The sequence below is a fragment of the Mesorhizobium silamurunense genome (assembly GCF_014843905.1).
Classification (GTDB): domain Bacteria; phylum Pseudomonadota; class Alphaproteobacteria; order Rhizobiales; family Rhizobiaceae; genus Mesorhizobium; species Mesorhizobium silamurunense.
On sequence record NZ_LPVS01000029.1, the window covers coordinates 1 to 25,359 of the forward strand.

The window sequence follows — 25,359 nt, forward strand, 5'->3', positions numbered from 1 at the left end:
CAGCATCTATCTGCCAGGCCGCGTCGGCATCGTCGGCCGCTCCGGCACGCTGGGCTACGAGGCGGCCTCGCAGATGAAGGCGTTGGGCATCGGCGTGTCGACCAGCGTCGGCATCGGCGGCGACCCGATCAACGGCTCCTCCTTCAAGGACATTCTGAAACTGTTCGAGCAGGACGACGAAACCGACGCCGTGGTGATGATCGGCGAGATCGGCGGCCCGCAGGAAGCCGAAGCCGCGATCTGGGCGCGCGACAATATGCGCAAGCCGCTGATTGCCTACATCGCCGGGCTCTCCGCGCCGAAGGGCCGCCGCATGGGCCACGCCGGCGCGATCATCTCGGCCTTCGGCGAGTCGGCGCAGGAAAAGGTCGAAATCCTGAAGGAGGCAGGGGTGGTCATCGTGCCGACACCTGCGTCCTTCGGCGAAGTCGTGGCCGACACGCTAGCGCGCACGAAGAAGGCTGCCTGACCAGCGATCAGACGATTGACGGAATCGGAACCGGCGGCGGGGTCTTGCATGACCCGCCGCCGTTTTCGTTCATCCGTTGCGAGCGATATCGCATTGCCGGCCGCACAACGACGAGCTGCGCGTCCCGTCAGTTGACTAAAGCGATCTGTCAGGGGAGTTTTGGTGCGGTCGAGAAGACTCGAACTTCCACGGGTTGCCCCACAGCGACCTCAACGCTGCGCGTCTACCAATTCCGCCACGACCGCACGTGGTAGGAGCCGGAACCGTCCGGCCCGGGGCCTGTAGCAAATCGTTTCCGGCGAAACAAGTGCGCCGTGCGGAATATTCGCTAATGCATGTCGCCCAAAAGTGCGTAGCGGTTTTGGGAGAACGACATGCATCAGATAAAGCTGCTGGCACAATGCTCCACAGCCTCGCCGCGAGCCCGCGGAACTGGACGTTTTTGCCGATTGCCGCCATATGAAGGGCAATCGCATGCCGCCTGAAGCCGCTGACGGATTTTTGGGGTACAAACACACATCTGAGCCCGCCAGGATTCGTCCGATCACGGCGCGCCTCAGAAGAGACGCGCCATGACAGAACGCAGCCAGATCGCCACGTCGTTCCTGCCCCTTCCCGGTTCGGCGCCGGTCGAATGGGTGATCGAACCCGGCCTCAATTCCTATCCGGACGCCCTTGCCTTCATGGAAGCGCGCGCCGAGGCGATCCGCAGCGGCGCCGCCGACGAGATGGTCTGGCTGGTCGAGCATCCGCCGCTCTACACGGCGGGCACCAGCGCGCGCATCGAGGACCTGATCGAGCCCGACCGTTTTCCCGTCTTTGCCGCGGGCCGCGGCGGCGAATACACCTATCACGGTCCGGGACAGCGCGTGGCCTATGTCATGCTCGACCTCAGGCGACGGCGTGAGGATGTCCGTGCCTTCGTCGCCGCGCTCGAGGAATGGATCATCACAACACTTGCCGCCTTCAATGTGCGCGGCGAACGGCGCGAGGACCGCGTCGGCGTCTGGGTTGTGCGGCCGGATCGCCCTGCCCTGCCGGACGGCTCGCCCGCCGAGGACAAGATCGCCGCCATCGGCATCAGGCTGAGGCGTTGGGTGAGTTTTCATGGCATCGCTATCAATGTCGAGCCGAACCTCGGCCATTTCAGCGGCATTGTGCCCTGCGGCATCGCCGACCATGGCGTCACCAGCCTCGTCGACCTCGGCCTGCCCGTCACCATGGCCGACCTCGACCTCGCGCTGAAATCCGCCTTCGAAGGCGTATTCGGGCCTGCCGCGGTGCCAGTCGCCGAGCCGGCCCGAAAGGCAGGCTGACCCACCACGGCTACATCAGCTGCGCGGAGGCCCAGAGCACCCCATAGCCGTGAATGGCAAAGACCGCGAGCAGCGCGCCGGCCAAGACCAAGCGGTCGAAGGTTCGGATCGGCTTCAGCTCATGGCGCGGCTTCACGCCGCTTCCCACGGTAAGCAGGCTGAGGATCGAGAACACCGCGCCGGCGACAAGCAGGAAGCTGGACGGGAAACCGGCGCGCCAGCCGAGCGCCAGCAGGGCGGACAGCAACAGGAAGGAGGCCAGCGCGAGCGCGATGGGCCCCGGGCAGATCTGGCGCAGCACCTGGCCGCCGTCGAACTTCCACACCGGCACCAGATTGGCGATGTTGAACAGCGACGCGCAGCCGGCAAGCGTTGCCAGCAGCAATGCCGCCAGGCGATGCCCTTCGCTTCCGGCAAGGCTGCTGGCAGCGATCAGCAGAGGCACCAGGAAGGCGGAGAAGCCGGCCCCCATCAGCGCCACGAAAGCGACTTCGAAGCGGCTGTCATAGGGCCTGCCGCCCATGGCGATGCCGCCGAGCAGCGGGATGAAGATCATGCGCGCCCGCCGATGCCCCGTCAGGCGGAACGCCGCCATGTGGCCAAGCTCGTGCAGGGCCACAACCGAGGTCAGGATCGCGGCGAGCGCCAGCCCGCCGGGACTGAGGCCGAAGAACGGCCACAGGATAAGGGCCGAAAGCACGGCGAAGCCGATCTGGCTCACCGGATGCTCGAACCAGCCGCCCTTGCGATACTTGCCGGTCCTCGCCCAGACCTTAAGCTTGGCGAGTTCGCGGCGCATGGCAAAGTAACGGAAGATCAGGAAGGCGACGCCGCGATAGCGGTCGGTCTGCGTCAGTGTGACCCGCGTCGCACCGCCTTCGGGCGCGAGCTCGGTGGTTTCGCGATAGTCGGCCCAGAAGGATGGATCGAGCGCCGTATCGTCGATGACGCGCATCGAGAAGCGGCTGCCTTCCACCACATCGTCGAACCGCGCCTTGCGTTCGATCGGCCGGCCGTCCCGTCCCTCCCAGGACAGTTTGATCAGCGCCGTCCCCTTGCCGTCCAGCGTTTCGGCCGAGAGGATTTCGCCCGACCAGCCGGCATCGCTGCCGAACGGCCAAAGCGCCTGCCAGAGGCGTTTCCGATCGGCCTCTACCACGCGGCTGACTGTAACCGTGCGCAACCCGAGCGGCACGGTCATCAGCAAGAAGATCAGTCCGAGATTTCCGGCCACGAGAGTGACCGTGGCGATGACCGACACTGCCTTTGGCTCCCCGTCTTGAAGGAGCAGCCTAGCGGCGGCGCGGCCAAGAAAGACTTAACAATGGGCGGGCTCTTGCCCGTCTCAAACAATGGGCGGGCCCTTGCCCGCCCGAACAGCGGCGGCAAAGCCGCCCGATCACATGGCGCCAATCCAGATCGCCATGGAAATGAGGAAAGTGCTCATGCAAACCAGCGAGACGACATCCTGAACCAGATCGGCCATAACTCTCTCCTGTTGTTAGTATGTTCTCAATTTGTTCTAATTTTGTTCGAATGTCAACGATCAGGAAGCGACGCGCCGGGCGAATCCGGGCGGTCCGTTTGGGCACGGTTAAGGAACGGTTGACGGGACGAGATGCACGGCTGGGGAACTAACTGGAACTTAAGACAGGTGCCTCTGCCGCGAGGCAATCGCTTCAGGTTTTGAATTCCTTTCGGGCGTCTGCGCTGTCCCAGCCTGCCATGACCGCCCTCTCTCAGCGAATTTGCAGAACTTGACGCACACAACCCGCTCTCATCGCCGGCTTCGCCAATCGCCAACATTGCAGGATAGGCGCCGAGGCCGCGGCTACCTTCCTTCTCCCCGTCACTATACGGGAGAAGGTGCCGGCAGGCGGATCAGGGGCAACACTGCCGTCTGAAAGAAGGCGGCTCAACCGGTACACCCCGACAACCTGCGCCTCGACACGGTTAGAGCGGCACCACCTTACCCTCGGCCAGCGTCACCCGCCGGTCCATGCGGGCGGCCAGCTCGTGATTGTGGGTGGCGATCAGCGCCGCAAGCCCCGATTGCCGGACCAGCGCCTCCAGTGCGTCGAAAACATACGAAGCGGTCGCCGGATCGAGATTGCCGGTCGGCTCGTCGGCCAGAAGCACCAGCGGCGCATTGGCGACGGCGCGGGCTATGGCGACACGCTGCTGCTCGCCGCCGGAGAGCTCGGACGGCCGGTGCTGCGCGCGCTTGCCGATCTGCATGTAATCCAGCAGTTGTGCCGCCCGCTCGGACGCCTCTTTGCGGCCGAGCCCCTTGATCAGCTGCGGCATCATGATGTTCTCGAGCGCCGAGAACTCAGGCAGCAGGTGATGGAACTGATAGACGAAGCCGACATCGTTACGGCGGATCGCGGTGCGTTCGTCGTCGGAGAGCCGGCCGCAGGCGCGGCCGCTGAGGATCACATCCCCCGCGTCAGGCCGCTCGAGCAATCCCGCCGTATGCAGCAAGGTCGACTTGCCGGTGCCCGAAGGCGCCACCAGCGCCACCATCTCGCCGCGCCGCAGCGAGAAATCGGCGCCGTTCAGAATGGTCAGCTTGCGCGGCCCCTGGACATAGTGCCGCTCGACGCCCTTCAGCTCGATAATGGCTTCGGCCATCACTCGTACCTCAAGGCTTCGACCGGATCGAGCCGCGCTGCCCGCCATGCCGGAAACACCGTGGCGAGGAAGGACAGGCTGAGCGCCATGATGACGACATAGGTGGTCTCGCGCGGGTCCATTTTCGCCGGCAGCTGGCTGAGGAAATAAAGCTCGGGATTGAACAGTATCCTGCCGGTCATCCAGGAGAAGAACTGGCGGATCGATTCGATGTTGAGGCAGATGACGACGCCGAGCAACACGCCGGCTATCGTGCCGGTCACGCCGATCGCGGCCCCGGTCATCAGGAAGATGCGCAGGATCGCCCCGCGCGAAGCGCCCATGGTGCGCAGGATGGCGATGTCGTGGCCCTTGTCCTTCACCAGCATGATCAGGCCGGAAATGATGTTGAGCGCCGCCACCAGCACGATCAGCGTCAGGATCATGAACATCACGTTGCGCTCGACCTGAAGCGCCGAGAAGAAGGTCTCGTTGCGCTGGCGCCAGTCGACGAGATCGATCGGCCGCTGCGCCGCCCGCTCGACCAACGGCTTCAACGCATCGACATTGTCGGGATTGTCGACATAGATCTCGATGGTCTGCGCCCGCCCGTCCATGTTGAAGTAGAGCTGCGCTTCCGAGAACGGCATGTAGACGATCGAGCTGTCATATTCCGACATGCCGACCTCGAAGATCGCCGCCACCTTGTAGCCCTTCATGCGCGGCGTGGTGCCTAGCGGCGTGACGTCGCCTTCGGGCGAAATCAGCGTGATGGTGTCGCCGAGCACCAGGCCTAGATTCTCGGCCATGCGCTTACCGATCGCCACGCCCTCGCCGGCGTCGAAGCCGTCAAGCGTGCCCTGCTTGATGTTGTTGGACACGATCGAGATCTTGTTGAGGTCTTCCGCGCGAATGCCGCGCACCAGCGCGCCGGTGCCGCCGCCGACATTGCCTTGCGCCAGCACTTGCCCGTCGATCAGAGGGATGGCGTATTTGACGCCGGAAACACCGTTGATGCGGCTCGCCACCTGCGCATAGTCCTCCAGCGGCGAATCCAGCGGCTGCACGATCAGATGGCCGTTGACGCCGAGGATGCGGGTAAGCAATTCGGCGCGAAAACCGTTCATCACCGCCATGACGACGATCAGCGTCGCGACGCCCAGCATGATGCCGAGGAAGGAGATCGAGGCGATGACGGAGATCACCGTCTCCTTGCGGCGCGAACGCAGATAGCGCCACGCCACCATGCGCTCGAAGCCTGAAAAGGCGCCTGCCGGCGATCGAGCTGCAGCCGCCTCGTTCATCAGGCGATACCCAGGCGTTTCTTGGCTTCCGCGATCGGCAGGGTCTCGCGCTCGCCGGTCCGGCGGTTCTTGATCTCGACCTCGCCTGCGGCCACGCCGCGCGGGCCGACGATCACCTGCCAGGGCAGGCCGATCAGATCGGCGGTCGCGAACTTGCCGCCCGGCCGCTGGTCGGTGTCGTCATAGAGCACGTCCTTGCCGGCCGAAGTCAACGCCGCGTAGAGCTCGTCGCAGACGCGATCGCATTCGGCGTCGCCCGCCTTCATATTGATCAGGCCGATATCGAACGGCGCCACCGCTTCCGGCCAGATGATGCCGTTCTCGTCGTGACTCGCCTCGATGATCGCCGCGACAAGCCGCGACGGGCCGATGCCGTAGGAGCCGCCCGAAGCGAAATGGTCCTTGCCGTCGGGCCCGGTGACCTTGGCATTCATCGGCTTCGAATATTTCTCGCCGAAGTGGAAGATGTGGCCGACCTCGATGCCGCGCGCCGAAAGCCTGTCGCCTTCGGAGACCTTCTCCCAGGCTGCTTCGTCATGCATCTCGTCGGTGGCGGCGTAAGGCGTCGTCCATTTCTTCACGATGCCGCCGATCTCGGTATCGTCGGCAAAATTCGTGTCCGCTCCAGGCACCTCGAGCGACAGATAGGCGCGGTCGCAGAACACCTGGCTCTCGCCGGTGTCGGCCAGGATGATGAACTCATGGCTGAGGTCGCCGCCGATGGGGCCGGTGTCGGCGCGCATCGGAATGGCCTGCAGGCCCATGCGCGTGAACGTCCTGAGATAGGAGACGAACATGCGGTTATAGGCGGCTCTGGCGCCTTCAAAATCGAGGTCGAAGGAGTAAGCGTCCTTCATCAGGAACTCGCGCGAGCGCATGACACCGAAGCGGGGACGCACCTCGTCGCGGAACTTCCACTGGATGTGGTAGAGATTGAGCGGCAGGTCCTTGTAGGACTTGACGTAGGCGCGGAAGATCTCGGTGACCATTTCCTCGTTGGTCGGGCCGTAGAGCATATCGCGGTCCTGCCGGTCCTTGATGCGCAGCATCTCCTTGCCGTAGTCGTTGTAACGGCCGCTCTCGCGCCACAGGTCCGCCGACTGGATGGTCGGCATCAGGATTTCCAGCGCGCCTGCCCGGTTCTGCTCCTCGCGGATGATCTGGCAGACCTTGTCCAGCACCCGCTTGCCGAGCGGCAGCCAGGAAAAGCTGCCCTGCCCCTGCTGGCGGATCATGCCGGCACGCAGCATCAGCCGATGCGAGACGATTTCGGCCTCGCGGGGGTTTTCTTTGAGAATGGGCAGGAAGTAGCGCGACAAACGCATGGACTGGTCCGTGAATGAAAAAATGGCGGCGCGGGGAATCGGCGCAACCGAGGCTGCTTGCCCGGGCTTCATAGCCATTTCATGACAGAATGGAAACCCGAGCGCGCCAAAGTGTTGGCGCGTTCTGCGCATAATCAAAAAGGCTGTTTGGCCGCCAAAGTGCCTCATCCGGCTATTTGATCGATTCACAAGCAAGCCTTGCCCCACTATTGTGCAGTGCAGCACGATATTGCCCGTTTGGAGGCAAAATTCTTCGTGACATTTTCACCTGCCTTGGTCTAGTGTGCGCCGATAACCGAGAGGGCGGAGAAAAATCTGCTCTCCTACGCGGTCAAAGTCTTGGGAGGATGCGATCTAGGCGCGGTAACTCGCTGCCGCCGGACACCGGAAACGGATCGGACGCGTTTAAATTGCAAGGCCTCGTGCCTTGCATTTTTTTTGTGCAATCATCTGCTTAGCACGACAAGCTGCCAAACAGCATTACGTTGCGTCAGCCATTGAAATCGGAAGCCCGCTTCCGCCTTCAACCAAAGCGGGCACCGGCTGGTCAATACTTGCGAAACTGTATAGGACCTTAGCTGCCCTCAGTATGACTAAAGTCCGGCACGATGTGCGGGATGTCGTCGAAGCCAAAGCCGAGCCCCCTCGTCAGCCCGTAGAAAATGCCGATCACGACTGCAGTCACGATCGTCGTGCGGATCGCCGCGCGCAGCATATGCGGCCCACGTGGCGCGCTCGAAACCGTGCCCAGCGTCACGTCCTTGTCCTCGTCCTGCGTGCGCAGGCTGAACGGCAGCACGGCAAACAACACCAGCCACCATGTGACGAAGAACAGCGCTACGAAGGAAACCCAGTTCATGCCTGCTCCAGTTCCACCAGCGTGCCGAAGAAATCCTTCGGGTGCAGGAACAACACCGGCTTGCCATGCGCGCCGGTCTTCGGATTGCCGTCGCCAAGCACACGCGCGCCGCTCGCCTTGAGATGATCGCGCGCGGCCAGAATATCGTCGACCTCATAGCAGACGTGATGCATGCCGCCTGACGGGTTCTTCTCCAGGAAGGCAGCAATGGGCGAAGCCTCGCCCAGCGGTTCCAGCAATTCGATCTTGGTGTTGCCGACATCGACGAAGACGACGTTCACGCCATGCTCCGGCAGCGCCTGCGGTTCGCTCACCTGGGCGGCGCCCAGCGTATCGCGATAGGCCGCGGTCGCCGCGGCCAGGTCCGGCACGGCAAGCGCGACATGGTTCAGGCGTCCGAGCATGGAAGGCTCCGTCGTGGTAAATGGTGAATAGTGAATGGTAAGCCCAAACTCGAGCAGTGCAGATACCAAATACTATTCACCATTCACCATTCACTACCTAGTCACGAATACCGTCACCAGCGGCTTCTTGCCCCAGGCTTCGTTGGCGGCGCCGCGCACGGCGCGGCGCACGGCCTCCTGCACCAGGTCGAGGTCTTTTCGGCGCTGGCGGGGGATGGAGTCCACCGCGCCGATTGCCGCATCGAGCATCAGGTCTTCCAGCGTCTCGCCGCTGGCATCGGCCTCGGCAACGCCGATAGCCACCAGATCAGGGTCGCCGGCCAACTCGTATTTGTCGTCGAGCACGACATTGACCGCGACATGCCCGGCAAACGAAAGCTTGCGGCGGTCGCGTATGCCCATCGCCTGGTCGGTCCCGATCAGCAGGCCATCCTTGTAGAGGCGGCCGAACGGCACCTGGTCGATGATCGTGGCGGGACCGGGCCAGAGTCTGAGCATATCGCCGTCGCGCACCTGTGCCACCTGGCCGATGCCCGACATAGACATCAGCGAGCCCTGCGCCACCAGATGCGCCGCTTCGCCATGCACCGGCACGCCGATCTGCGGCCGCACCCATTCATACATCTTGCGCAATTCGCTGCGGCGCGGATGGCCGGAGACGTGCACCAGCGCATCGCCGTCCTCGATGATCTTCATGCCGAGGTCGATCAGCCGGTTCTTGACCTCGAGGATCGCCTTCTCGTTGCCGGGAATGGTGCGCGAGGAAAACACCACCGTGTCGCCGGCCGTCAGCGCCACCGACTTCATCTCGTCCCGCGAAAGCTTCGCCAGTGCCGCCAGCGGTTCGCCCTGGCTGCCGGTGCAGATGATCACCAGGTTTTCGCGCGGGATGAAGCCGTAATCCTCCTCGGCGATGAATTCCGGCAGGCCGTCCATGTAGCCAAGCTCGGTCGCGACATCGATGACGCGCTTCAGCGAGCGGCCGAGCACCAGGCATTGCCGGCCGGCGTCGCGCGCCGCCCTGGCGATCGAGACGATGCGCCCGACATTGGAGGAGAAGGTGGTGACCGCGACGCGGCCCTTGGCCTTCTCGATGACCCCCTTGAGGCCCTCGCCGACCGCCACTTCCGACGGCGACTCGCCTTCCCTCAGCGCATTGGTGGAATCGCAGATCAGCGCCAGCACGCCCTTGTCGCCATAGGCGCGGAAGCGCGCCTCGTCGGTCTTCGGCCCGATCGTCGGCGCCGGATCGATCTTCCAGTCGCCGGTGTGGATCACCGTGCCGGCGGGCGTGGTGATCGCCAGCGACATCGGCTCAGGGATCGAGTGCGCGACGGGGATGGCCTCGATCTCGAACGGTCCGACGGTGAACTTCTCGCCCGCCCGATAGATCGATGCTGGGATTTTCGGCGCATTCCGCTCACCCTGCCGCTTGGCCTCGAGCAGGCCGGCGGTGAAGGGCGTCATCCAGACAGGCGCTTTGAGCTTCGGCCAGATGTCGAGCAGCGCGCCGTAGTGGTCCTCATGCGCATGGGTGATGACGATGCCGCGCAGGCCGTCGAGGTTCTCCTCGATGAAGCGCGTTTCGGGCAAGATGAGATCGACACCCGGATGCGCGGTATCGGGAAAGGTGACGCCGACATCGACGATAATCCACTCGCGCGCGTCGGCCGGCCCGTAGCCATAGAGGGCGAAGTTCATGCCGATCTCGCCGACGCCGCCGAGCGGCGCGAACACGAGTTCGGCGTTTTCTCTATCCGCCATGAATTCTTTCCTTCCTGGCCGCTCAGGCCAAGCCAATCAAATCAAGTGTCAAGGACGGGCCGATGCGACCGCGCCGAAATGCACGTCGCCGGCCGCGATCGTCAAAACCGATCCGTCATCGTCGCGGATCACAAAACGGCAGTCCTCGTCAATGGTCTCGAAGACACCGCGCACCACATTGCCGTCAATTCTGACAGCAACCTCGCCGCCGAGCCCGGCCGCGCGCGCCAGCCAGCGCTTCCTGATGGCGGAAAGCCCGCGCCCGTCGTCCCACAATCTGAAGTTCTCGCTCCAGGCGTCCGAAAGCGCCAGGAACAGCGTTTCGGCATCGCAATTGGCGCCCAGCGCCTGCAGCGATGTCGCCGGATAGGGCAGATCCTCAGGATAAGCCACCACATTGACGCCGATGCCGACGGCGACGGCAAAGCGGCCGCCTTCGAGCATCGCCGACTCCAGCAGGATGCCGGCAAGCTTGGCGCCTGAGGCGAGCACGTCGTTCGGCCATTTCAGCTCGAAGCGATTGCGGCCTTCGCTGGCGCCGTCCAGGGCAACGACGATCCGGCCTTGCGGGACGACGGCGTCCAGCGCGTCGGCGAGCGCCAGCCCGGCGACGAAGCCGAGCGTCGCGGCAAGCCTGAGCTCGCCGCCCGGAACCAGAAGCAGCGTCGCCGCCAGATTGCCTTCGGGCGTCGCCCAGGCGCGGCCGCGCCGCCCGCGCCCGCTTTCCTGCTTCTTCGAGACGACCCAGAGCTTGCCGGGATCGCCTGCGCGCGCGTGCTCCAGCGCCAGCGCGTTGGTCGAGCCGACGCTGTCATGCGCCTCGAGCCGGAACCCCTCCGACGCCGCGGTTGGAGCCAGCCGAAATGCCATCCCGTCAGAAGAAGGTCTTGGCCGCGGCTTCGGCATAGGTGCCGATCGGTCCGCCGATCAGCACGTAGAACAGCACGAAGGCGCCGCTGACGCCGAGCACGAGGCGCAGCTCGCTGGCCATCGGCACGAAGCCGCCGACAGGCTCGTCGAACCACATGATCTTGATGATGCGCAGGTAATAGTAGGCGCCTACCACCGAGGCCAGCACGCCGATGATCGCCAGCGCATAGAGATGCGCGTTGATGGCGGCCAGGAATACGTACCACTTCCCCCAGAAGCCCGCGAGCGGCGGAATGCCGGCCAGCGAGAACATCAGGATGGTGAGGATGGTGGCCATGATCGGGTTGGTCGAGGCCAAGCCGGCGAGATCGCCGATCTGCCCGACATTGCCCTCCTTGCGCCGCATGGCGAGGATGAAGGCGAAGGTGCCGAGCGTCATCACCAGATAGATCAGCATGTAGATGACGACACCACGCACGCCGGCCTGGCTGTTGGCGGCAAGGCCGACCAGAGCGTAGCCCATATGGCCGATCGAGGAATAGGCCATCAGCCGCTTGATGTTGGTCTGGCCGATGGCGGCGAAGGCGCCGAGCGCCATCGAGGCGATCGAGATGAAGACGACGATCTGCTGCCAGTCGGCGGCGATCGGCTTGAAGGCGCCCATGGTGACGCGCACGATCAGCGCCATCGCCGCCATCTTCGGCGCCGCGGCCAGGAAGGCGGTGATCGGCGTCGGCGCGCCTTCATAGACGTCCGGCGTCCACATGTGGAACGGCACCGCGGAAATCTTGAAGGCGAGGCCGGCAAGCACGAAGACCAGGCCGAAGACCAGGCCGAGCTGCCGCTCGCCGCTGCCGAGCGCCGTCGCGATCTCGTGGAAACCGGTATTGCCGGTGTAACCGTAGACTAGGCTGATGCCATAGAGCAGCATGCCCGAGGACAGCGCGCCGAGGACGAAGTATTTCAGGCCCGCTTCGGTCGAGCGGAGATTGTCGCGGTTGATCGCCGCCAGCACATAGATCGCCAGCGACTGCAGCTCGAGGCCGAGATAGAGCCCGATCATGCCGTTGGCCGAGATCATCAGCATCATGCCGAGCGTGCAGAGCACGATCAGTACCGGATATTCGAACTTGTCGAAGTGCTCCTGCCTCGCAAAGCGCATCGACATGACGAGCGTCACCGCCGAGCCGATCAGCGCCAGCATCTTCATGAAGCGGCCGAAGGAATCCTGGACGAAGGCGCTGCCATAGGCGGTCCCCTCGCCTCCGGAGAAAGCCAGCCAAAGACCGGCGACGACAAGCACCGCGACCGCAAGGCCGGTCACCGTCATCGTGTTGTTGGAGCGCGAATAGGCACCCACCATCAGAAGCGCCAACGCGCCGATGGCGAGGATCAGCTCCGGCGTCGAGAGCGAAAGGCTGGAGAGAAGGTCCGGCGTCATGGTGTTTCCCCAGTCAGTTCGCCGCCGCGGTCTGCGCGGAATTGATGGATGCGGTGACGTTGGTGACGAGCGCCTTGACCGACTGCGTCGTGGCGTCGAAGACCGGCGCCGGATAGACGCCGAAGAAGATGACCAGCGCCACCAGCGGGTAGATTATGACCTTCTCGCGCGTCGAGAGATCGAGCAGGTTCTTCAGGCTTTCCTTGGTCAGCGCGCCGAAGATCACGCGGCGGTAGAGCCAGAGCGCGTAAGCCGCCGATAGGATGACGCCGGTGGCGGCGAAGAACGCCACCCAGGTATTGACCCGGAACACGCCGAGCATGGTCAGGAACTCGCCTACGAAGCCGCTGGTGCCCGGCAGGCCGACATTGGCCATGGTGAAGATCATGAACGCGGTGGCGTATTTCGGCATGTTGTTGACCAGCCCGCCATAGGCGTCGATCTCGCGCGTATGCATGCGGTCGTAGATGACGCCGACGCACAGGAACAGCGCGCCGGAGACGAGGCCGTGGCTGAGCATCTGGAACATCGCGCCCTGCACGCCCTCCTGGTTCATCGCAAAGATGCCCATTGTGACGAAGCCCATATGGGCGACCGACGAATAGGCGATCAGCTTCTTCATGTCCTCCTGCATCAGCGCCACCAGCGAGGTGTAGATGATGGCGACGACGGAGAGCGTGAAGATCAGCGGCGCGAACATCTCGGACGCCAGCGGGAACATCGGCAGCGAGAAGCGCAGGAAGCCGTATCCGCCCATTTTCAGGAGGATGGCGGCCAGGATGACTGAGCCCGCCGTCGGCGCCTCGACGTGGGCATCGGGCAGCCAGGTGTGCACCGGCCACATCGGCATCTTCACCGCGAAGGAGGCGAAGAAGGCGAGCCACAGCCAGGTCTGCATGTTGGCCGGGAAGTTGTGCGTCAAGAGCGTGGTGATGTCGGTGGTGCCGGACTGGAAGAACATCGCCATGATGGCGAGCAGCATCAGCACCGAGCCGGCGAGCGTATAGAGGAAGAATTTGAACGAGGCATAGACGCGCCGCTTGCCGCCCCAAACGCCGATGATGATGAACATCGGGATCAGGCCGCCCTCGAAGAAGACGTAGAAGAGCACGATGTCGAGCGCGCAGAACACGCCGATCATCAGCGTCTCGAGGATCAGGAAGGCGACCATATAGGCCTTCACCCGCTTCTCGATCGCGTCCCACGAGGCCAGGATGCAGAGCGGCATCAGGAAGGTGGTCAGGATGACGAACAGCATCGAGATGCCGTCGACGCCCATATGGTAGGAGATGCCTGAATCCAGCCAGGCGTGCTTCTCGACGAACTGGAACCCGGCCAGCGAATTGTCGAAGCCCTTCCAGATGAACAGCGACACCACGAAGGTGAACGCCGTCGTGATGAAAGCGATCGAGCGGATGTTGCGGCGCGCGTTTTCGCTGTCGTCGCTGATCGGCAGAATTAAGAGAACACCAACCAGCGGCAGGAAGGTGACCAGCGAGAGGATTGGCCAGTCGGTCATCAGAGCATCATCCAGGTGACGAGAGCGGCCACGCCGATCAGCATGGCGAAGGCATAGTGGTAGAGATAACCGGTCTGCAGCTTGACGACACGGTTGGTGACGTCGACGACCCGCGCCGAGATGCCGTCGGGGCCGAGCCCGTCGATAATGGTGCCGTCACCGGTCTTCCACAGGAACCGGCCGAGGCGCTTCGCCGGCCGGACGAACAGGAAGTCGTAGAGCTCGTCGAAATACCACTTGTTGAGCAGGAAGCCGTAGAGCAGGCGATGGTTGGCAGCGACGCTCCGGGGCAGTTCCGGCGAGCGGATGTAGAACTTCCAGGCGATCGCAAAGCCGATGACCATGGCGATGAACGGCGCCAGTTCGACCCAAAGCGGCAATTCATGGATCTCATGCAGGATATGGTTTTCCGGCAGCGTGAACAGTGATGCCTTCCAGAACTCGGCATAGCCCTCGCCGATGAAAGCGCCGTGGAAGATGATGCCGGCAAACAGCGCGCCGGCCGCCAGCACGTAGAGCGGCACCAGCATCACCGGCGGCGATTCATGCACGTGATGCATGACCTCGTGGCTGGCGCGCGGCTCGCCGTGGAAGGTCATGAAGATCAGCCGCCAGGAATAGAAGCTGGTGAAGCAGGCGGCGATGACCAGCAGCACGAAGGCGAAGGCCGCGACCGCGTTGTGGCTGGCAAAGGATGCTTCGATGATGGCGTCCTTGGAGAAGAAGCCGGCGGTGCCGATCACCGTCGCCGGGATGCCGACGCCGGTCAGCGCCAGCGTGCCGATCACCATCATCCAGTAGGTCTTGGGGATAAGCGTCCTCAAGCCGCCCATGTTGCGCATGTCCTGCTCGTCGGAAACGGCGTGGATGACCGAGCCGGAGCCGAGGAAAAGCAGCGCCTTGAAGAAAGCGTGCGTGAACAGGTGGAAGATCGCCGCGCCATAGGCGCCGACGCCGAGCGCCACGAACATGTAGCCGAGCTGCGAGCAGGTCGAATAGGCGATGACGCGCTTGATGTCGTTCTGGACCAGGCCGACGGTCGCCGCGAAGAAGGCGGTGAAGGCGCCGATGAAGACGACGACGGTGAGCGCCGAATGCGACAGCTCGAACAGCGGCGAGAGCCTCGCCAGCATGAAGACGCCGGCCGTCACCATGGTGGCGGCATGGATCAGCGCCGAGACCGGCGTCGGGCCTTCCATGGCGTCGGGCAGCCAGGTGTGCAGCGGCACCTGCGCCGACTTGCCCATGGCGCCCATGAAGAGCAGCAGGCAGACCACCGTCAGCGCCGTATGCTTGTCTAGCGCATACCCAAGGAAGGTAAGCACGGCTGCCCCCTCAGGCGCGCCTTCGGCCGGAAGGAAGGAGGCGGCGTTGGCAAAGACAGTGCCGAGATTGACCGAGCCGAACAGCACGAAGACGCCGAAGATGCCGAGCGCGAAGCCGAAGTCGCCGACACGGTTGACGATGAAGGCTTTGATTGCAGCGGCATTGGCGGACGGCTTCTTGTACCAGAAACCGATCAGCAGGTAGGAGGCGAGGCCGACGCCTTCCCAGCCGAAGAACATCTGCACCAGGTTGTCCGCCGTCACCAGCATCAGCATCGCGAAGGTGAACAGCGACAGATAGGCGAAGAAGCGCGGCCGGTCCGGATCGTGGTGCATGTAGCCGATCGAATAGATATGGACCAGCGCCGACACGGTGTTGACGACAACCAGCATCACGACCGTGAGAGTATCGATCCTGAGCGCCCAGGCGGCGTCGAGCCCGCCGGCCTGGATCCAGCGCAGCACCGGCACGGTAAACACCTCGCCATGGCCGAAGCCTACCGTGAAGAAGACGATCCACGACAGCACCGCCGAGATCACCAGGAAGCCGGATGTGATGTATTCGGACGCCTTGGCGCCGAGCGAATTGCCGAACAGGCCGACAATCAGGAAGCCGAGCAGCGGAAGGAAGACGATGGCCTGGTACATGGTTGTTCCGTCAACCCTTCATCTGGTTCACGTCTTCGACCGCGATCGAGCCGCGGTTGCGGAAGAAGACGACAAGAATGGCAAGACCGATCGCGGCCTCCGCCGCGGCGACCGTCAGCACGAACAGGGCGAAAACCTGTCCGACGAGGTCATGCAGCGCCGCCGAGAAGGCGACGAAGTTGATGTTGACCGCGAGCAGGATCAGCTCGATCGACATCAGGATGACGATGATGTTGCGGCGGTTCAAAAAGATGCCGAACACGCCAAGCGTGAACAGGATCGCCGATACGGTCAGATAATGCGCGATGCCGACGACCATCTCAGATACCCTCGCCCGACTTGACCTTGCGGATTTCCATGCCCGTCGCCGGCGTGCGGCCGACCTGGGCGGCGATCGACTGCCGCTTGACGCCTTCCTTGTGGCGCAGCGTCAGCACGATGGCGCCGATCATGGCGACCAGGAGCACGAGGCCGGCGATCTGGAAGTAGTAGAGGTAGTCCGTGTAGAGGATGTCGCCGAGCGCAGCGGTGTTGGAGCGCGTGGCGAGATCCGGCGTCTGCTTCGCCACCGTGGAGGCTAGCTGCGGCGCGAAGTTGTAGCCGCCGAGCACGATGATCAGCTCCGCCGCCAGGATCAGCCCGACCAGCGCGCCGATCGGCGCATATTGCAGCGCGCCCTGCTTCATTTCGGCGAAGTCGACGTCGAGCATCATGACGACGAACAGGAACAGCACCATCACCGCGCCGACATAGACGACGAGCAGGATCATCGCCAGGAACTCGGCGCCGGTCAGCATGAACAGGCCGGCGGCGTTGAAGAAGGTGAGGATCAGGAACAGCACGGAATGCACGGGGTTGCGCGACGAAATGACCATGAAGGCCGACGCCACGGCGATAAAGGCGAAGAGGTAGAAGAAAGCCGCCTCTAATCCACTCAGCATGGGTTCCCCCGGGTTCCTGTCGGATCGGACATTCGTCGTCCCCGTTGTCTCTGGCTTCGTCCCGCCTCCGGTACCAAAGCCGCGTGTTCCTAGCGCATGTTCCGATCGGGTTCAAAGACCCGATCGAAGAAACATGCGCGACTCTTTCATTCCGGAGGATGATCTGGTTCGAAAAGTCCGCAACTTTTCGGGATCATCCCCTGGACGAGGCCCTTGCGCCCCGTCCATGCGTCAATGTCAGCGATAGGGCGCGTCCAGCGCGATGTTGCGCGCCAGTTCCCGCTCCCAGCGATCGCCGTTCGCGAGCAGCTTTTCCTTGTTGTAGTAAAGCTCCTCGCGCGTCTCGGTCGCGAATTCGAAATTCGGCCCCTCGACGATGGCGTCGACCGGGCAGGCTTCCTGGCAGAAGCCGCAATAGATGCACTTCACCATGTCGATGTCGTAGCGCACAGTGCGCCGCGTGCCGTCGTTGCGGCGCGGACCGGCTTCGATGGTGATCGCCTGTGCCGGACAGATCGCTTCGCAAAGCTTGCATGCGATGCAGCGCTCCTCGCCGTTCGGATAGCGGCGCAGCGCATGCTCGCCCCGGAAGCGCGGGCTGGTCGGCCCCTTCTCATGCGGATAGTTGATCGTCTCCTTCGGCGCGAAGAACTGGCGCATCGACAGGAAGAAGGCGCTGACGAAATCCTTGAGCAGCAAGGCCTTTGCGGCCTGGGCAAGAGCGGACATCACGCAAACCCCGTGATCTTGAGGAAGGCCGCGGTGGCAACGACCATGAACAGCGAGATCGGCAGGAACACCTTCCAGCCCAGCCGCATCAGCTGGTCGTAGCGGTAGCGCGGCACGAACGCCTTCACCATCGAGAACATGAAGAACACCAGGCAGACCTTGAGCACGAACCAGATCAGGCCCGGCACCCAGGTGAAGGGCGCGAAGTCGAACGGTGGCAGCCAGCCGCCAAGGAAGAGGATGGTGGCCAACGCGCACATCAGCACGACGGCGACATACTCGCCGAGGAAGAAGAGCAGGAACGGCGTCGACGAATATTCAACCATGTGGCCGGCGACGAGTTCCGATTCCGCCTCCACCAGATCGAACGGCGGACGGTTCGTCTCCGCCAGCGCCGAGATGAAGAACACGATGAACATCGGGAACAGCGACAGCCAGTGCCAGTCGAGGAAGGTGTTGGGCAGGCCGAGCCGCGTGCCCAGGCCATCCTGCTGCGCAAGCACGATGTCGGAGAGGTTGAGCGAGCCGACGGTGAGCAGCACGGTGACGATGACGAAGCCGATCGAGACTTCGTAGGACACCATCTGCGCGGCCGAGCGCAACGCGCCGAGGAACGGATATTTCGAGTTGGATGCCCAGCCGCCCATGATCACGCCATAGACCTCGAGCGAGGAGATGGCGAAGACATAGAGGATGCCGACATTGATGTTGGCGATCGCCCAGCCTTCATTGACCGGAATGACCGCCCAGGCCGAGATTGCCAGCACCGCCGAGACCAGCGGCGCCAGCAGGAAAACGCCCTTGTTGGCGCCGGACGGGATCACCGGCTCCTTGAAGACGAATTTCAAAAGGTCGGCGAAGGCCTGCAGCGTGCCCCAGGGGCCAACGACGTTCGGGCCGCGGCGCAGTTGCACCGCCGCCCAGATCTTGCGGTCGGCATAGAGCACATAGGCGACGAAGATCAAAAGAACGACGATCAGCACGACTGACTTCAACAGGATCAGGAGCGCCGGCAGCACGTAGAAGGAGAAAAAGGTGTCCATGCTTATTCCGCCGCCTGCTTGAAGCCGCTCTTGGCCAGCGCCGAGCATTCGGCCATCACGGCCGACGCCCGCGCGATCGGGTTGGTCAGATAGAAGTCCTTCACTGGCGAGGTGAAAGTGCCCTTGTTCAGCCGGCCGCCGAGCTTCGCCGCCTTGGCTATGTCGTCGGCGCTGCCGGCCAGGACCTGGTCGATGCGGGCGAGATGCGGATGTTCGCCATACAGCTTGGTGCGCAGTTGCGCCAGCGAATCGAACGGCAGCTTCTTGCCGAGAACATCCGAAAGCGCCCGCAGGATCGCCCAGTCCTCGCGCGCCTCACCCGGCGCGAAGCCGGCGCGGTTGGTCTGCTGCACGCGACCCTCGGTGTTGACATAGGTGCCGGACTTTTCGGTGTAGGCCGCAGCCGGCAGAATGACGTTGGCGCGATGCGCGCCGGCATCGCCATGCGTGCCGATATAGACGACGAAGGCGCCGCCGGTCCTGGCCATGTCGATCTCGTCGGCGCCGAGCAGGAACAGCAGATCCGTCTCGCCGAGCATGCCGGCGACGTTCTTGCCGCCCTCGCCCGGCACAAAGCCGACATCGAGGCCGCCGACTCTGGCTGCAGCATTGTGGAGCACGGCAAAACCGTTCCAGTCGGCCGTGACGGCATCGACGACTACCGCGAGCTTGGCCGCCTGGCCGAGCACCGCCGTGCCATCCGGGCGCGCCAGCGCGCCCTGGCCGACGATGATCAGCGGATGCGTCGCCTTCTTCAGCACCTCGAAGAACTTGCCGTTGCCGTCAGCAAGGTCCTTCAGAGATTCCGGGCCGGCGCCGATGAGCTCGTAGTCATAGCGCGTGTCGCCGATCTCGCCGATGACGCCGACCGGCAGGTTGCCGACGCGCCAGCGCTTGCGGATGCGGGCGTTGAGCACCGAGGCCTCGAAGCGCGGATTGGCGCCGATGATCAGCACCGCGTCGGCCTGCTCGATACCTTCGATGGTCGGATTGAAGATGTAGCTGGCGCGGCCGAGTGACGGATCGAGCGCGGCGCCGTCCTGGCGGCAGTCGATGTTCTTCGAGCCGAGCGCTGCCATCAAAAGCTTGAGCGCGTAAATCTCCTCGACCGCGGCGAGATCGCCGGCGATGGCGCCGATGCGCTCGGGTGCCGTCTTGCCCACCTCGTCCTTGATCGCCGCGAAGGCTTCCGTCCAGCTTGCCGAAACGAGCTTGCCGTTCTTGCGCACATAGGGGCGATCGAGGCGCTGCGTGCGCAGACCGTCCCAGATGAAGCGGGTCTTGTCGGAAATCCACTCCTCGTTCACCGCTTCGTTGACGCGCGGCAGGATGCGCATCACCTCGCGGCCTCTGGAATCGACGCGGATCGCCGAGCCGACGGCGTCCATGACGTCGATCGATTCCGTCTTGGTGAGTTCCCACGGCCGCGCTTGGAAGGCGAACGGCTTGGAGGTCAGCGCGCCGACCGGGCAAAGGTCGATGACGTTGCCCTGGAGCTCCGACGTCATCGCCTGTTCGAGATAGGTGGTGATCTCGGCGTCCTCGCCGCGGCCGATCAGGCCGAGCTCGGAAATGCCGGCAACTTCGGTGGTGAAGCGGACGCAGCGCGTGCAGTGGATGCAGCGGTTCATCACCGTCTTCACCAGCGGGCCGATATACTTGTCTTCGACCGCGCGCTTGTTCTCGTGATAGCGCGAGGAGTCGACGCCGAAGGCCATCGCTTGATCCTGCAGGTCGCATTCGCCGCCCTGGTCGCAGATCGGGCAGTCGAGCGGATGGTTGATCAGCAGGAACTCCATCACGCCTTCGCGGGCCTTCTTGACCATCGGCGTGTTGGTGAAGATCTCCGGCGGCTCGCCGTTCGGGCCGGGGCGCAGGTCGCGCACGCCCATGGCGCAGGAAGCCTGCGGCTTGGGCGGGCCGCCCTTCACCTCGATCAGGCACATGCGGCAGTTGCCGGCGATGGACAGCCGCTCATGGAAGCAGAAGCGCGGCACTTCCGCGCCGGCGTCCTCGGCCGCCTGCAGCAGCGTGTAATGGTCGGGTACCGTGATCTCTTTCCCGTCGACCTTAAGCTTTGCCATTCGCCTCAAACCCTCGCGGATTTCCCGCAATCCATCTTTCCGGGCGCGACTGGCGCCGCGCCCGGCATTTCATCTTAACTCTTGGCGGCCAGCGCCGCCGCTTGGGCAGCCCAGTCGTCGCGGCCGATGCGGCCGGCGAGCGACAGGTAATCCTCGACCCAGGCGATCTCTTCCGACGTCCAAGCGGCGATCTGGCCGTAGGTCCAGATGCCAAGACCATTCAGCACTTTTTCCAGCTTCGGTCCGATGCCCGAGATCGCCTTCAGATCCGAAGGCTTCGCCGGCTTGTCGATCGCCTTGGGCTGCCTGAAATCTTCCGGCATCAGCCCGGTCGCGGCCGTTCCGGCAACAGTGTCGGCGCCTGCTGTGTCGAGCGCCTTCTCGGTGGCGTTCGCGGCGATGTCGGTCACGTCCCTGGCGAAGGTCTGCGCCTCGGCGATCAGCGTCTCCGTCGCCTTGCGCGCCTTGGACGAATTGTTGGCGGCTTCGGTCCGTGCCTCGAGATCGTCGAGGAACGGCTGGAACATGCGCTGCGAGGCTTCGACGGCGCCGGAGAGCGCGCCCATCCAGACACCAAGCGCGTGATTGGCAAGACCCATGCCGAGCGCAGACATCGCGGCCGCGCCCGCGATGGGATGCGCCATCAGGTTGACGGCGCTGGCCATCTCCCTCGGCATCATCTTGGTCAGGTCCTGGTTCATCTTCTCGAGTTCGTCCAAATAAGGCATCAACGGGTTGGCTATCGAATACGTCGCCATAGACTTCTCCTGGTCGTTTCCTCGTACGCACCGCCCCTGCTTTTCCGTCCCGGGCAATGCCCGTATTCCAATCCTATTCCGCCGCCACCATAACCGGCTCGACCCGGTGGGCGTTGCGCGAAAACTCGTCGATGCGACGCTCCACCTCACCCCGGAAGTGCCGCATCAGGCCTTGGATCGGCCACGCCGCCGCATCGCCCAGCGCGCAGATGGTGTGGCCCTCGACCTGCTTGGTGACGTCCAGCAGCATGTCGATCTCGCGCTTCTGCGCCTCGCCGCGCACCAGCCGCTCCATCACCCGCCACATCCAGCCGGTGCCTTCGCGGCAAGGCGTGCACTGGCCGCAGCTCTCATGCTTGTAGAAGTAGGAAAGCCTGGCGATCGCCTTCACGATATCGGTCGACTTGTCCATGACGATGACGGCCGCCGTGCCGAGGCCGGATTTCAAGTCGCGCAGCGCGTCGAAATCCATCGGCGCGTCGATGATCTGCGCCGCCGGCACCAGCGGCACCGAGGCGCCGCCCGGGATGACCGCGAGCAAATTGTCCCAACCGCCGCGAATGCCGCCGCAATGCGTCTCGATCAGCTCGCGGAACGGGATCGACATCGCCTCTTCGACGGTGCACGGGTTGTTGACGTGGCCTGAGACACAGAACAGCTTGGTGCCGGCATTGTTCGGCCGGCCGAAGGACGAGAACCAGGCAGCACCCCGGCGCAGGATCGTCGGCGCCACGGCGATCGATTCGACGTTATTGACCGTCGTCGGGCAACCATAGAGACCAACATTGGCCGGGAACGGCGGCTTTAGCCGCGGCTGGCCCTTCTTACCTTCAAGGCTTTCGAGCAGCGCCGTCTCCTCGCCGCAGATATAGGCGCCGGCGCCGTGGTGCATATAGATGTCGAAGTCGTGGCCCGACGTGTTGTTCTTGCCGATGAGCTTCGCCGCATAGGCCTCGTCGATGGCCCGCTGCAGCGCCTCGCGCTCGCGGATGAACTCGCCGCGCACATAGATGTAGGCCGCGACCGCGCCCATGGCGAAGCCGGCGACCAGCGCGCCCTCGACCAGCGTGTGCGGATCGTTGCGCAGGATGTCGCGATCCTTGCAGGTGCCCGGCTCGGATTCGTCGGCATTGATGACCAGATAGGCCGGGCGTCCGTCGCTCTGCTTGGGCATGAACGACCATTTGAGGCCGGTCGGGAAGCCTGCGCCGCCGCGGCCGCGCAGGCCGCTCGCTTTCATCTCGTTGACGATCCAGTCGCGTCCCTTGGCGATAAGGCCGGGCGTGTCGTCCCAGATGCCGCGCGCCTGCGCTCCGGCCAGCGACTTATCGAACAGGCCGTAGATGTTGGTGAAGATGCGGTCTTTGTCCTGAAGCATGGTTCGTCCCTCAGACCGGCTTCTTGCCGAAGACGCGGATGTATTCGGCGACGCCGCCCTTGGCGAGCGCCTTGGCCTGCTTCACCCAGTCGTCGCGCTCGATGCGGCCGCGGAAGTTAAGATAGCCGTCGACCCATTCGCGCTCCGCTTTCTTCCACGCGGCGACTTGCGCGAAAGTGTAGATGCCAAGCGAATTCAAGGTGCCTTCGATCTTCGGACCGACGCCGGAGATCAGCTTGAGGTCGTCGACCGTTGCTGGGCGCTCGATGCTGGCCGGACGGTTCTTGTCATCGAGCGACGGCTTTGCCGTTTTGGCGACAGGCTGCTTGGTTTCCGGCGATTTGAAGGCGGAAGCAGGTTCGGCCTTGATCGTCGGCCCGCTACGAGGCTTCGAAACCCCTTCGACTTCCGGAGAAGCCTGGTTGGCGTTGGCGGCGGAGTGGCGCGGCGCCCTGACGCTGGCCGCCTTCTCGGTGGCCGGCGATACCTTGACCGGCGACGGCGTCGTCAGCGCCGGGCTGGTTTCGGGTGCATCGGTCTTCGGCTTGCCGGATTTCGACGGCCCGACCGGGGCCGATGGCGCCGGCATGGCCGGTGCCTGCGAGACGACGGCGGCGGGGGCCGCAGCCGGTGCCGCGGCAGCGGCTTCCCTGGCCGCCTTCGCCGCCGCCTTTGCTTCCCTGTCGCGGGTCGCCTTTAGGATCGCCTTCTCGCTCTTGAGCGTCGTAAGGCCAGAGGCGGGCTCCGAGCCGGTGCGGCCGTTCTGCGGACCCGGCTTAACGTCTGCACCCTTGCCCGATTCATAGAGATCGATGATCTCGGCCAGCCGTTCCGGCGTCAGGTCTTCGAACGTGTCCTTGAAGATCATCACCATCGGCGCGTTGACGCAGGCGCCGAGGCATTCGACCTCCTCCCACGACAGCGTGCCCTTGTCATTGGTGTGGAACTGATCGTGATGAATCTTCGAGCGGCAGACATCCATCAGCGCTTCAGACCCGCGCAACATGCAGGGCGTGGTGCCGCAGACCTGGATATGGGCGCGGGTGCCGACCGGATTGAGCTGGTACTGCGTGTAGAAGGTCGCCACCTCGAGGCCGCGGATGCGCGGCATGCCGAGCATGTCGCAGATCGCCTCGATCGCCGCCTTCGTCACCCAGCCTTCTTGCTCCTGCGCCAGCATCAGCAAGGGGATGATGGCCGACTGCTCGCGTCCCTTCGGATATTTGGCGATCCACTGCTTGGCCGCCGCCGCGTTCGCCTTGTTGAAGGCGAAGGAGGCTGGCTGGACGCTGGCATCTGCGAGACGGCGGACTGACATTTTAGCGATCGACCTCACCAAACACGATGTCGAGGGAGCCAAGCACGGCGGTGACGTCGGCCAGCATGTGGCCGCGGCACAGGAAATCCATGGCCTGCAGATGCGCGAAGCCTGGCGCCCGGAGCTTGCAGCGGTAGGGCTTGTTGGTGCCGTCGGAGACGAGATAGACACCGAACTCGCCTTTCGGCGCCTCGACGGCCGCATAGACCTCGCCGGCCGGCACGCGGTAGCCCTCGGTGTAGAGCTTGAAATGATGGATCAGCGCTTCCATCGAGCGCTTCATCGCCGCGCGCTTCGGCGGCACCACCTTACCGTCGAGGTTCGATACCGGACCGGTGCTTTCCCTGCCGAGCAGAATATCCACGCACTGACGCATGATCTTCGCCGACTGGCGCATCTCTTCCATGCGCACCAGATAGCGGTCGAAGCAGTCCCCGTTCTTGCCGACCGGGATGTCGAAATCCATCTCGGCATAGCATTCATAAGGCTGCGCCTTGCGCAGGTCCCAGGCAGCGCCCGAGCCGCGCACCATCACGCCCGAAAAACCCCAGGCCCAGGCGTCGGCGAGCGACACCGTGCCGATGTCGACATTGCGCTGCTTGAAGATGCGGTTGGGCGTGAGCAGCGCGTCGAGGTCGTCGACCGATTTCAGGAACGGGTCGATCCACTTGCCGATGTCCTCGACCAGCTTCTGCGGCAGGTCCTGGTGCACGCCGCCCGGCCGAAAATAAGCCGCATGCATGCGCGAGCCGGAGGCGCGCTCGTAGAACACCATCAGCTTTTCGCGCTCGACGAAGCCCCACAACGGCGGGGTCAGCGCACCGACGTCCATCGCCTGCGTCGTCACATTGAGGATGTGCGACATGATGCGGCCCATTTCGGAATAGAGCACGCGGATCAGCTGGCCGCGCTTCGGCACTTCGATGCCGAGCAGCCGCTCGGCCGCGAGCGCGAAGGCGTGCTCCTGGTTCATTGGCGCGCAATAGTCGAGCCGGTCGAGATAGGGCACGGCCTGCAGGTAGGTCTTGGCTTCGATCAGCTTCTCGGTGCCGCGGTGGAGCAGCCCGATATGCGGATCGACACGGTCGACCACCTCGCCGTCCAGCTCCAGCACTAGGCGCAAAACGCCATGCGCCGCAGGGTGTTGCGGACCGAAGTTGATGTTGAAGTTACGGACGGAGGTCTCAGCCATTCTGGCGCCTCTGGCGAAGAGTCAGTAGTGAGTAGTGAGTAGTGATCATCAATCTCAAT

Annotated in this window: 21 protein-coding genes, 1 tRNA gene and 1 pseudogene; 2 read left to right on the top strand and 21 right to left on the bottom strand. The window is 63.8% G+C overall.

What is annotated here, in order from left to right; genetic code table 11:
* Positions 1–469, top strand: a pseudogene (locus AU465_RS07285) (succinate--CoA ligase subunit alpha); the annotation flags it as partial.
* 160 nt (positions 470–629) lie between these two features.
* Here AU465_RS07285 and AU465_RS07290 read toward each other — a convergent pair.
* Positions 630–714, bottom strand: a tRNA-Leu gene (locus AU465_RS07290).
* A 327-nt stretch (positions 715–1,041) separates the two neighbouring features.
* Here AU465_RS07290 and lipB point away from each other — a divergent pair.
* Entirely contained in the window at positions 1,042–1,785 is a 744-nt protein-coding gene (gene lipB, locus AU465_RS07295) for a lipoyl(octanoyl) transferase LipB (RefSeq protein ID WP_192245376.1), read from the top strand.
* 10 nt (positions 1,786–1,795) lie between these two features.
* Here lipB and AU465_RS07300 read toward each other — a convergent pair whose 3' ends face one another.
* The 20 genes from AU465_RS07300 to AU465_RS07395 form a co-directional block, all read right to left on the bottom strand.
* Complete coding sequence (locus AU465_RS07300; protein ID WP_192245378.1) at positions 1,796–3,046, bottom strand: SRPBCC family protein; 1,251 nt, start codon at positions 3,044–3,046, stop codon at positions 1,796–1,798.
* Positions 3,047–3,738: 692 nt separating this feature from the next.
* On the bottom strand, positions 3,739–4,422 hold the full coding sequence (locus AU465_RS07305; protein ID WP_192245380.1) for an ABC transporter ATP-binding protein: 684 nt from the start codon (positions 4,420–4,422) through the stop codon (positions 3,739–3,741).
* A complete protein-coding gene (locus AU465_RS07310) occupies positions 4,419–5,702 on the bottom strand; it encodes a lipoprotein-releasing ABC transporter permease subunit (protein ID WP_192245383.1) in 1,284 nt (427 codons plus the stop codon). The genes AU465_RS07305 and AU465_RS07310 overlap by 4 nt, the downstream gene beginning before the upstream one ends.
* The gene (gene proS / locus AU465_RS07315; protein WP_192245385.1) at positions 5,702–7,027 is read right to left on the bottom strand and encodes a proline--tRNA ligase; all 1,326 of its coding nucleotides are present in this window, start codon (positions 7,025–7,027) and stop codon (positions 5,702–5,704) included. Before proS ends, AU465_RS07310 begins: the two co-directional genes overlap by 1 nt.
* A 574-nt stretch (positions 7,028–7,601) precedes the next feature.
* Complete coding sequence (locus AU465_RS07320) at positions 7,602–7,886, bottom strand: DUF1467 family protein (RefSeq protein WP_192245387.1); 285 nt, start codon at positions 7,884–7,886, stop codon at positions 7,602–7,604.
* Positions 7,883–8,290, bottom strand: a complete 408-nt coding sequence (mce, locus tag AU465_RS07325) for a methylmalonyl-CoA epimerase (protein ID WP_192245389.1) — start codon at positions 8,288–8,290, stop codon at positions 7,883–7,885. The genes AU465_RS07320 and mce overlap by 4 nt, the downstream gene beginning before the upstream one ends.
* A 93-nt stretch (positions 8,291–8,383) precedes the next feature.
* Entirely contained in the window at positions 8,384–10,054 is a 1,671-nt protein-coding gene (locus AU465_RS07330; RefSeq protein ID WP_192245391.1) for a ribonuclease J, read from the bottom strand.
* Between the two features lie 48 nt (positions 10,055–10,102).
* Positions 10,103–10,924, bottom strand: a complete 822-nt coding sequence (locus AU465_RS07335) for a biotin--[acetyl-CoA-carboxylase] ligase (RefSeq protein ID WP_192245393.1) — start codon at positions 10,922–10,924, stop codon at positions 10,103–10,105.
* A 4-nt stretch (positions 10,925–10,928) separates the two neighbouring features.
* Positions 10,929–12,365, bottom strand: a complete 1,437-nt coding sequence (gene nuoN / locus AU465_RS07340) for an NADH-quinone oxidoreductase subunit NuoN (RefSeq protein ID WP_192245395.1) — start codon at positions 12,363–12,365, stop codon at positions 10,929–10,931.
* A 13-nt stretch (positions 12,366–12,378) separates the two neighbouring features.
* The gene (locus AU465_RS07345; protein ID WP_192245397.1) at positions 12,379–13,884 is read right to left on the bottom strand and encodes an NADH-quinone oxidoreductase subunit M; all 1,506 of its coding nucleotides are present in this window, start codon (positions 13,882–13,884) and stop codon (positions 12,379–12,381) included.
* Positions 13,884–15,857 carry an NADH-quinone oxidoreductase subunit L gene (gene nuoL, locus AU465_RS07350; RefSeq protein WP_192245399.1) on the bottom strand — a complete coding sequence of 658 codons (1,974 nt, stop codon included), beginning with the start codon at positions 15,855–15,857 and terminating at the stop codon, positions 13,884–13,886. The genes AU465_RS07345 and nuoL overlap by 1 nt, the downstream gene beginning before the upstream one ends.
* A gap of 10 nt (positions 15,858–15,867) precedes the next feature.
* A complete protein-coding gene (gene nuoK / locus AU465_RS07355; protein ID WP_066998791.1) occupies positions 15,868–16,176 on the bottom strand; it encodes an NADH-quinone oxidoreductase subunit NuoK in 309 nt (102 codons plus the stop codon).
* Between the two features lies 1 nt (position 16,177).
* The gene (locus tag AU465_RS07360; RefSeq protein WP_192245401.1) at positions 16,178–16,798 is read right to left on the bottom strand and encodes an NADH-quinone oxidoreductase subunit J; all 621 of its coding nucleotides are present in this window, start codon (positions 16,796–16,798) and stop codon (positions 16,178–16,180) included.
* Between the two features lie 237 nt (positions 16,799–17,035).
* Complete coding sequence (gene nuoI, locus AU465_RS07365; RefSeq protein ID WP_059185258.1) at positions 17,036–17,527, bottom strand: NADH-quinone oxidoreductase subunit NuoI; 492 nt, start codon at positions 17,525–17,527, stop codon at positions 17,036–17,038.
* On the bottom strand, positions 17,527–18,570 hold the full coding sequence (gene nuoH, locus AU465_RS07370; protein ID WP_192245405.1) for an NADH-quinone oxidoreductase subunit NuoH: 1,044 nt from the start codon (positions 18,568–18,570) through the stop codon (positions 17,527–17,529). Before nuoH ends, nuoI begins: the two co-directional genes overlap by 1 nt.
* Positions 18,571–18,572: 2 nt before the next feature.
* Positions 18,573–20,654, bottom strand: a complete 2,082-nt coding sequence (gene nuoG, locus AU465_RS07375) for an NADH-quinone oxidoreductase subunit NuoG (RefSeq protein WP_192245407.1) — start codon at positions 20,652–20,654, stop codon at positions 18,573–18,575.
* 74 nt (positions 20,655–20,728) lie between these two features.
* Positions 20,729–21,412, bottom strand: a complete 684-nt coding sequence (locus tag AU465_RS07380) for a helix-hairpin-helix domain-containing protein (RefSeq protein ID WP_192245409.1) — start codon at positions 21,410–21,412, stop codon at positions 20,729–20,731.
* A 73-nt stretch (positions 21,413–21,485) separates the two neighbouring features.
* The gene (gene nuoF / locus AU465_RS07385; RefSeq protein ID WP_192245411.1) at positions 21,486–22,790 is read right to left on the bottom strand and encodes an NADH-quinone oxidoreductase subunit NuoF; all 1,305 of its coding nucleotides are present in this window, start codon (positions 22,788–22,790) and stop codon (positions 21,486–21,488) included.
* A gap of 10 nt (positions 22,791–22,800) precedes the next feature.
* Positions 22,801–24,108, bottom strand: coding sequence for an NADH-quinone oxidoreductase subunit E (locus AU465_RS07390; RefSeq protein WP_192245413.1), 1,308 nt, complete (start codon positions 24,106–24,108; stop codon positions 22,801–22,803).
* 1 nt (position 24,109) lies between these two features.
* Positions 24,110–25,300 (bottom strand): NADH-quinone oxidoreductase subunit D, encoded by a 1,191-nt coding sequence (locus AU465_RS07395; protein WP_192245415.1) that lies wholly within the window; start codon positions 25,298–25,300, stop codon positions 24,110–24,112.
* Positions 25,301–25,359: the final 59 nt, after the last annotated feature.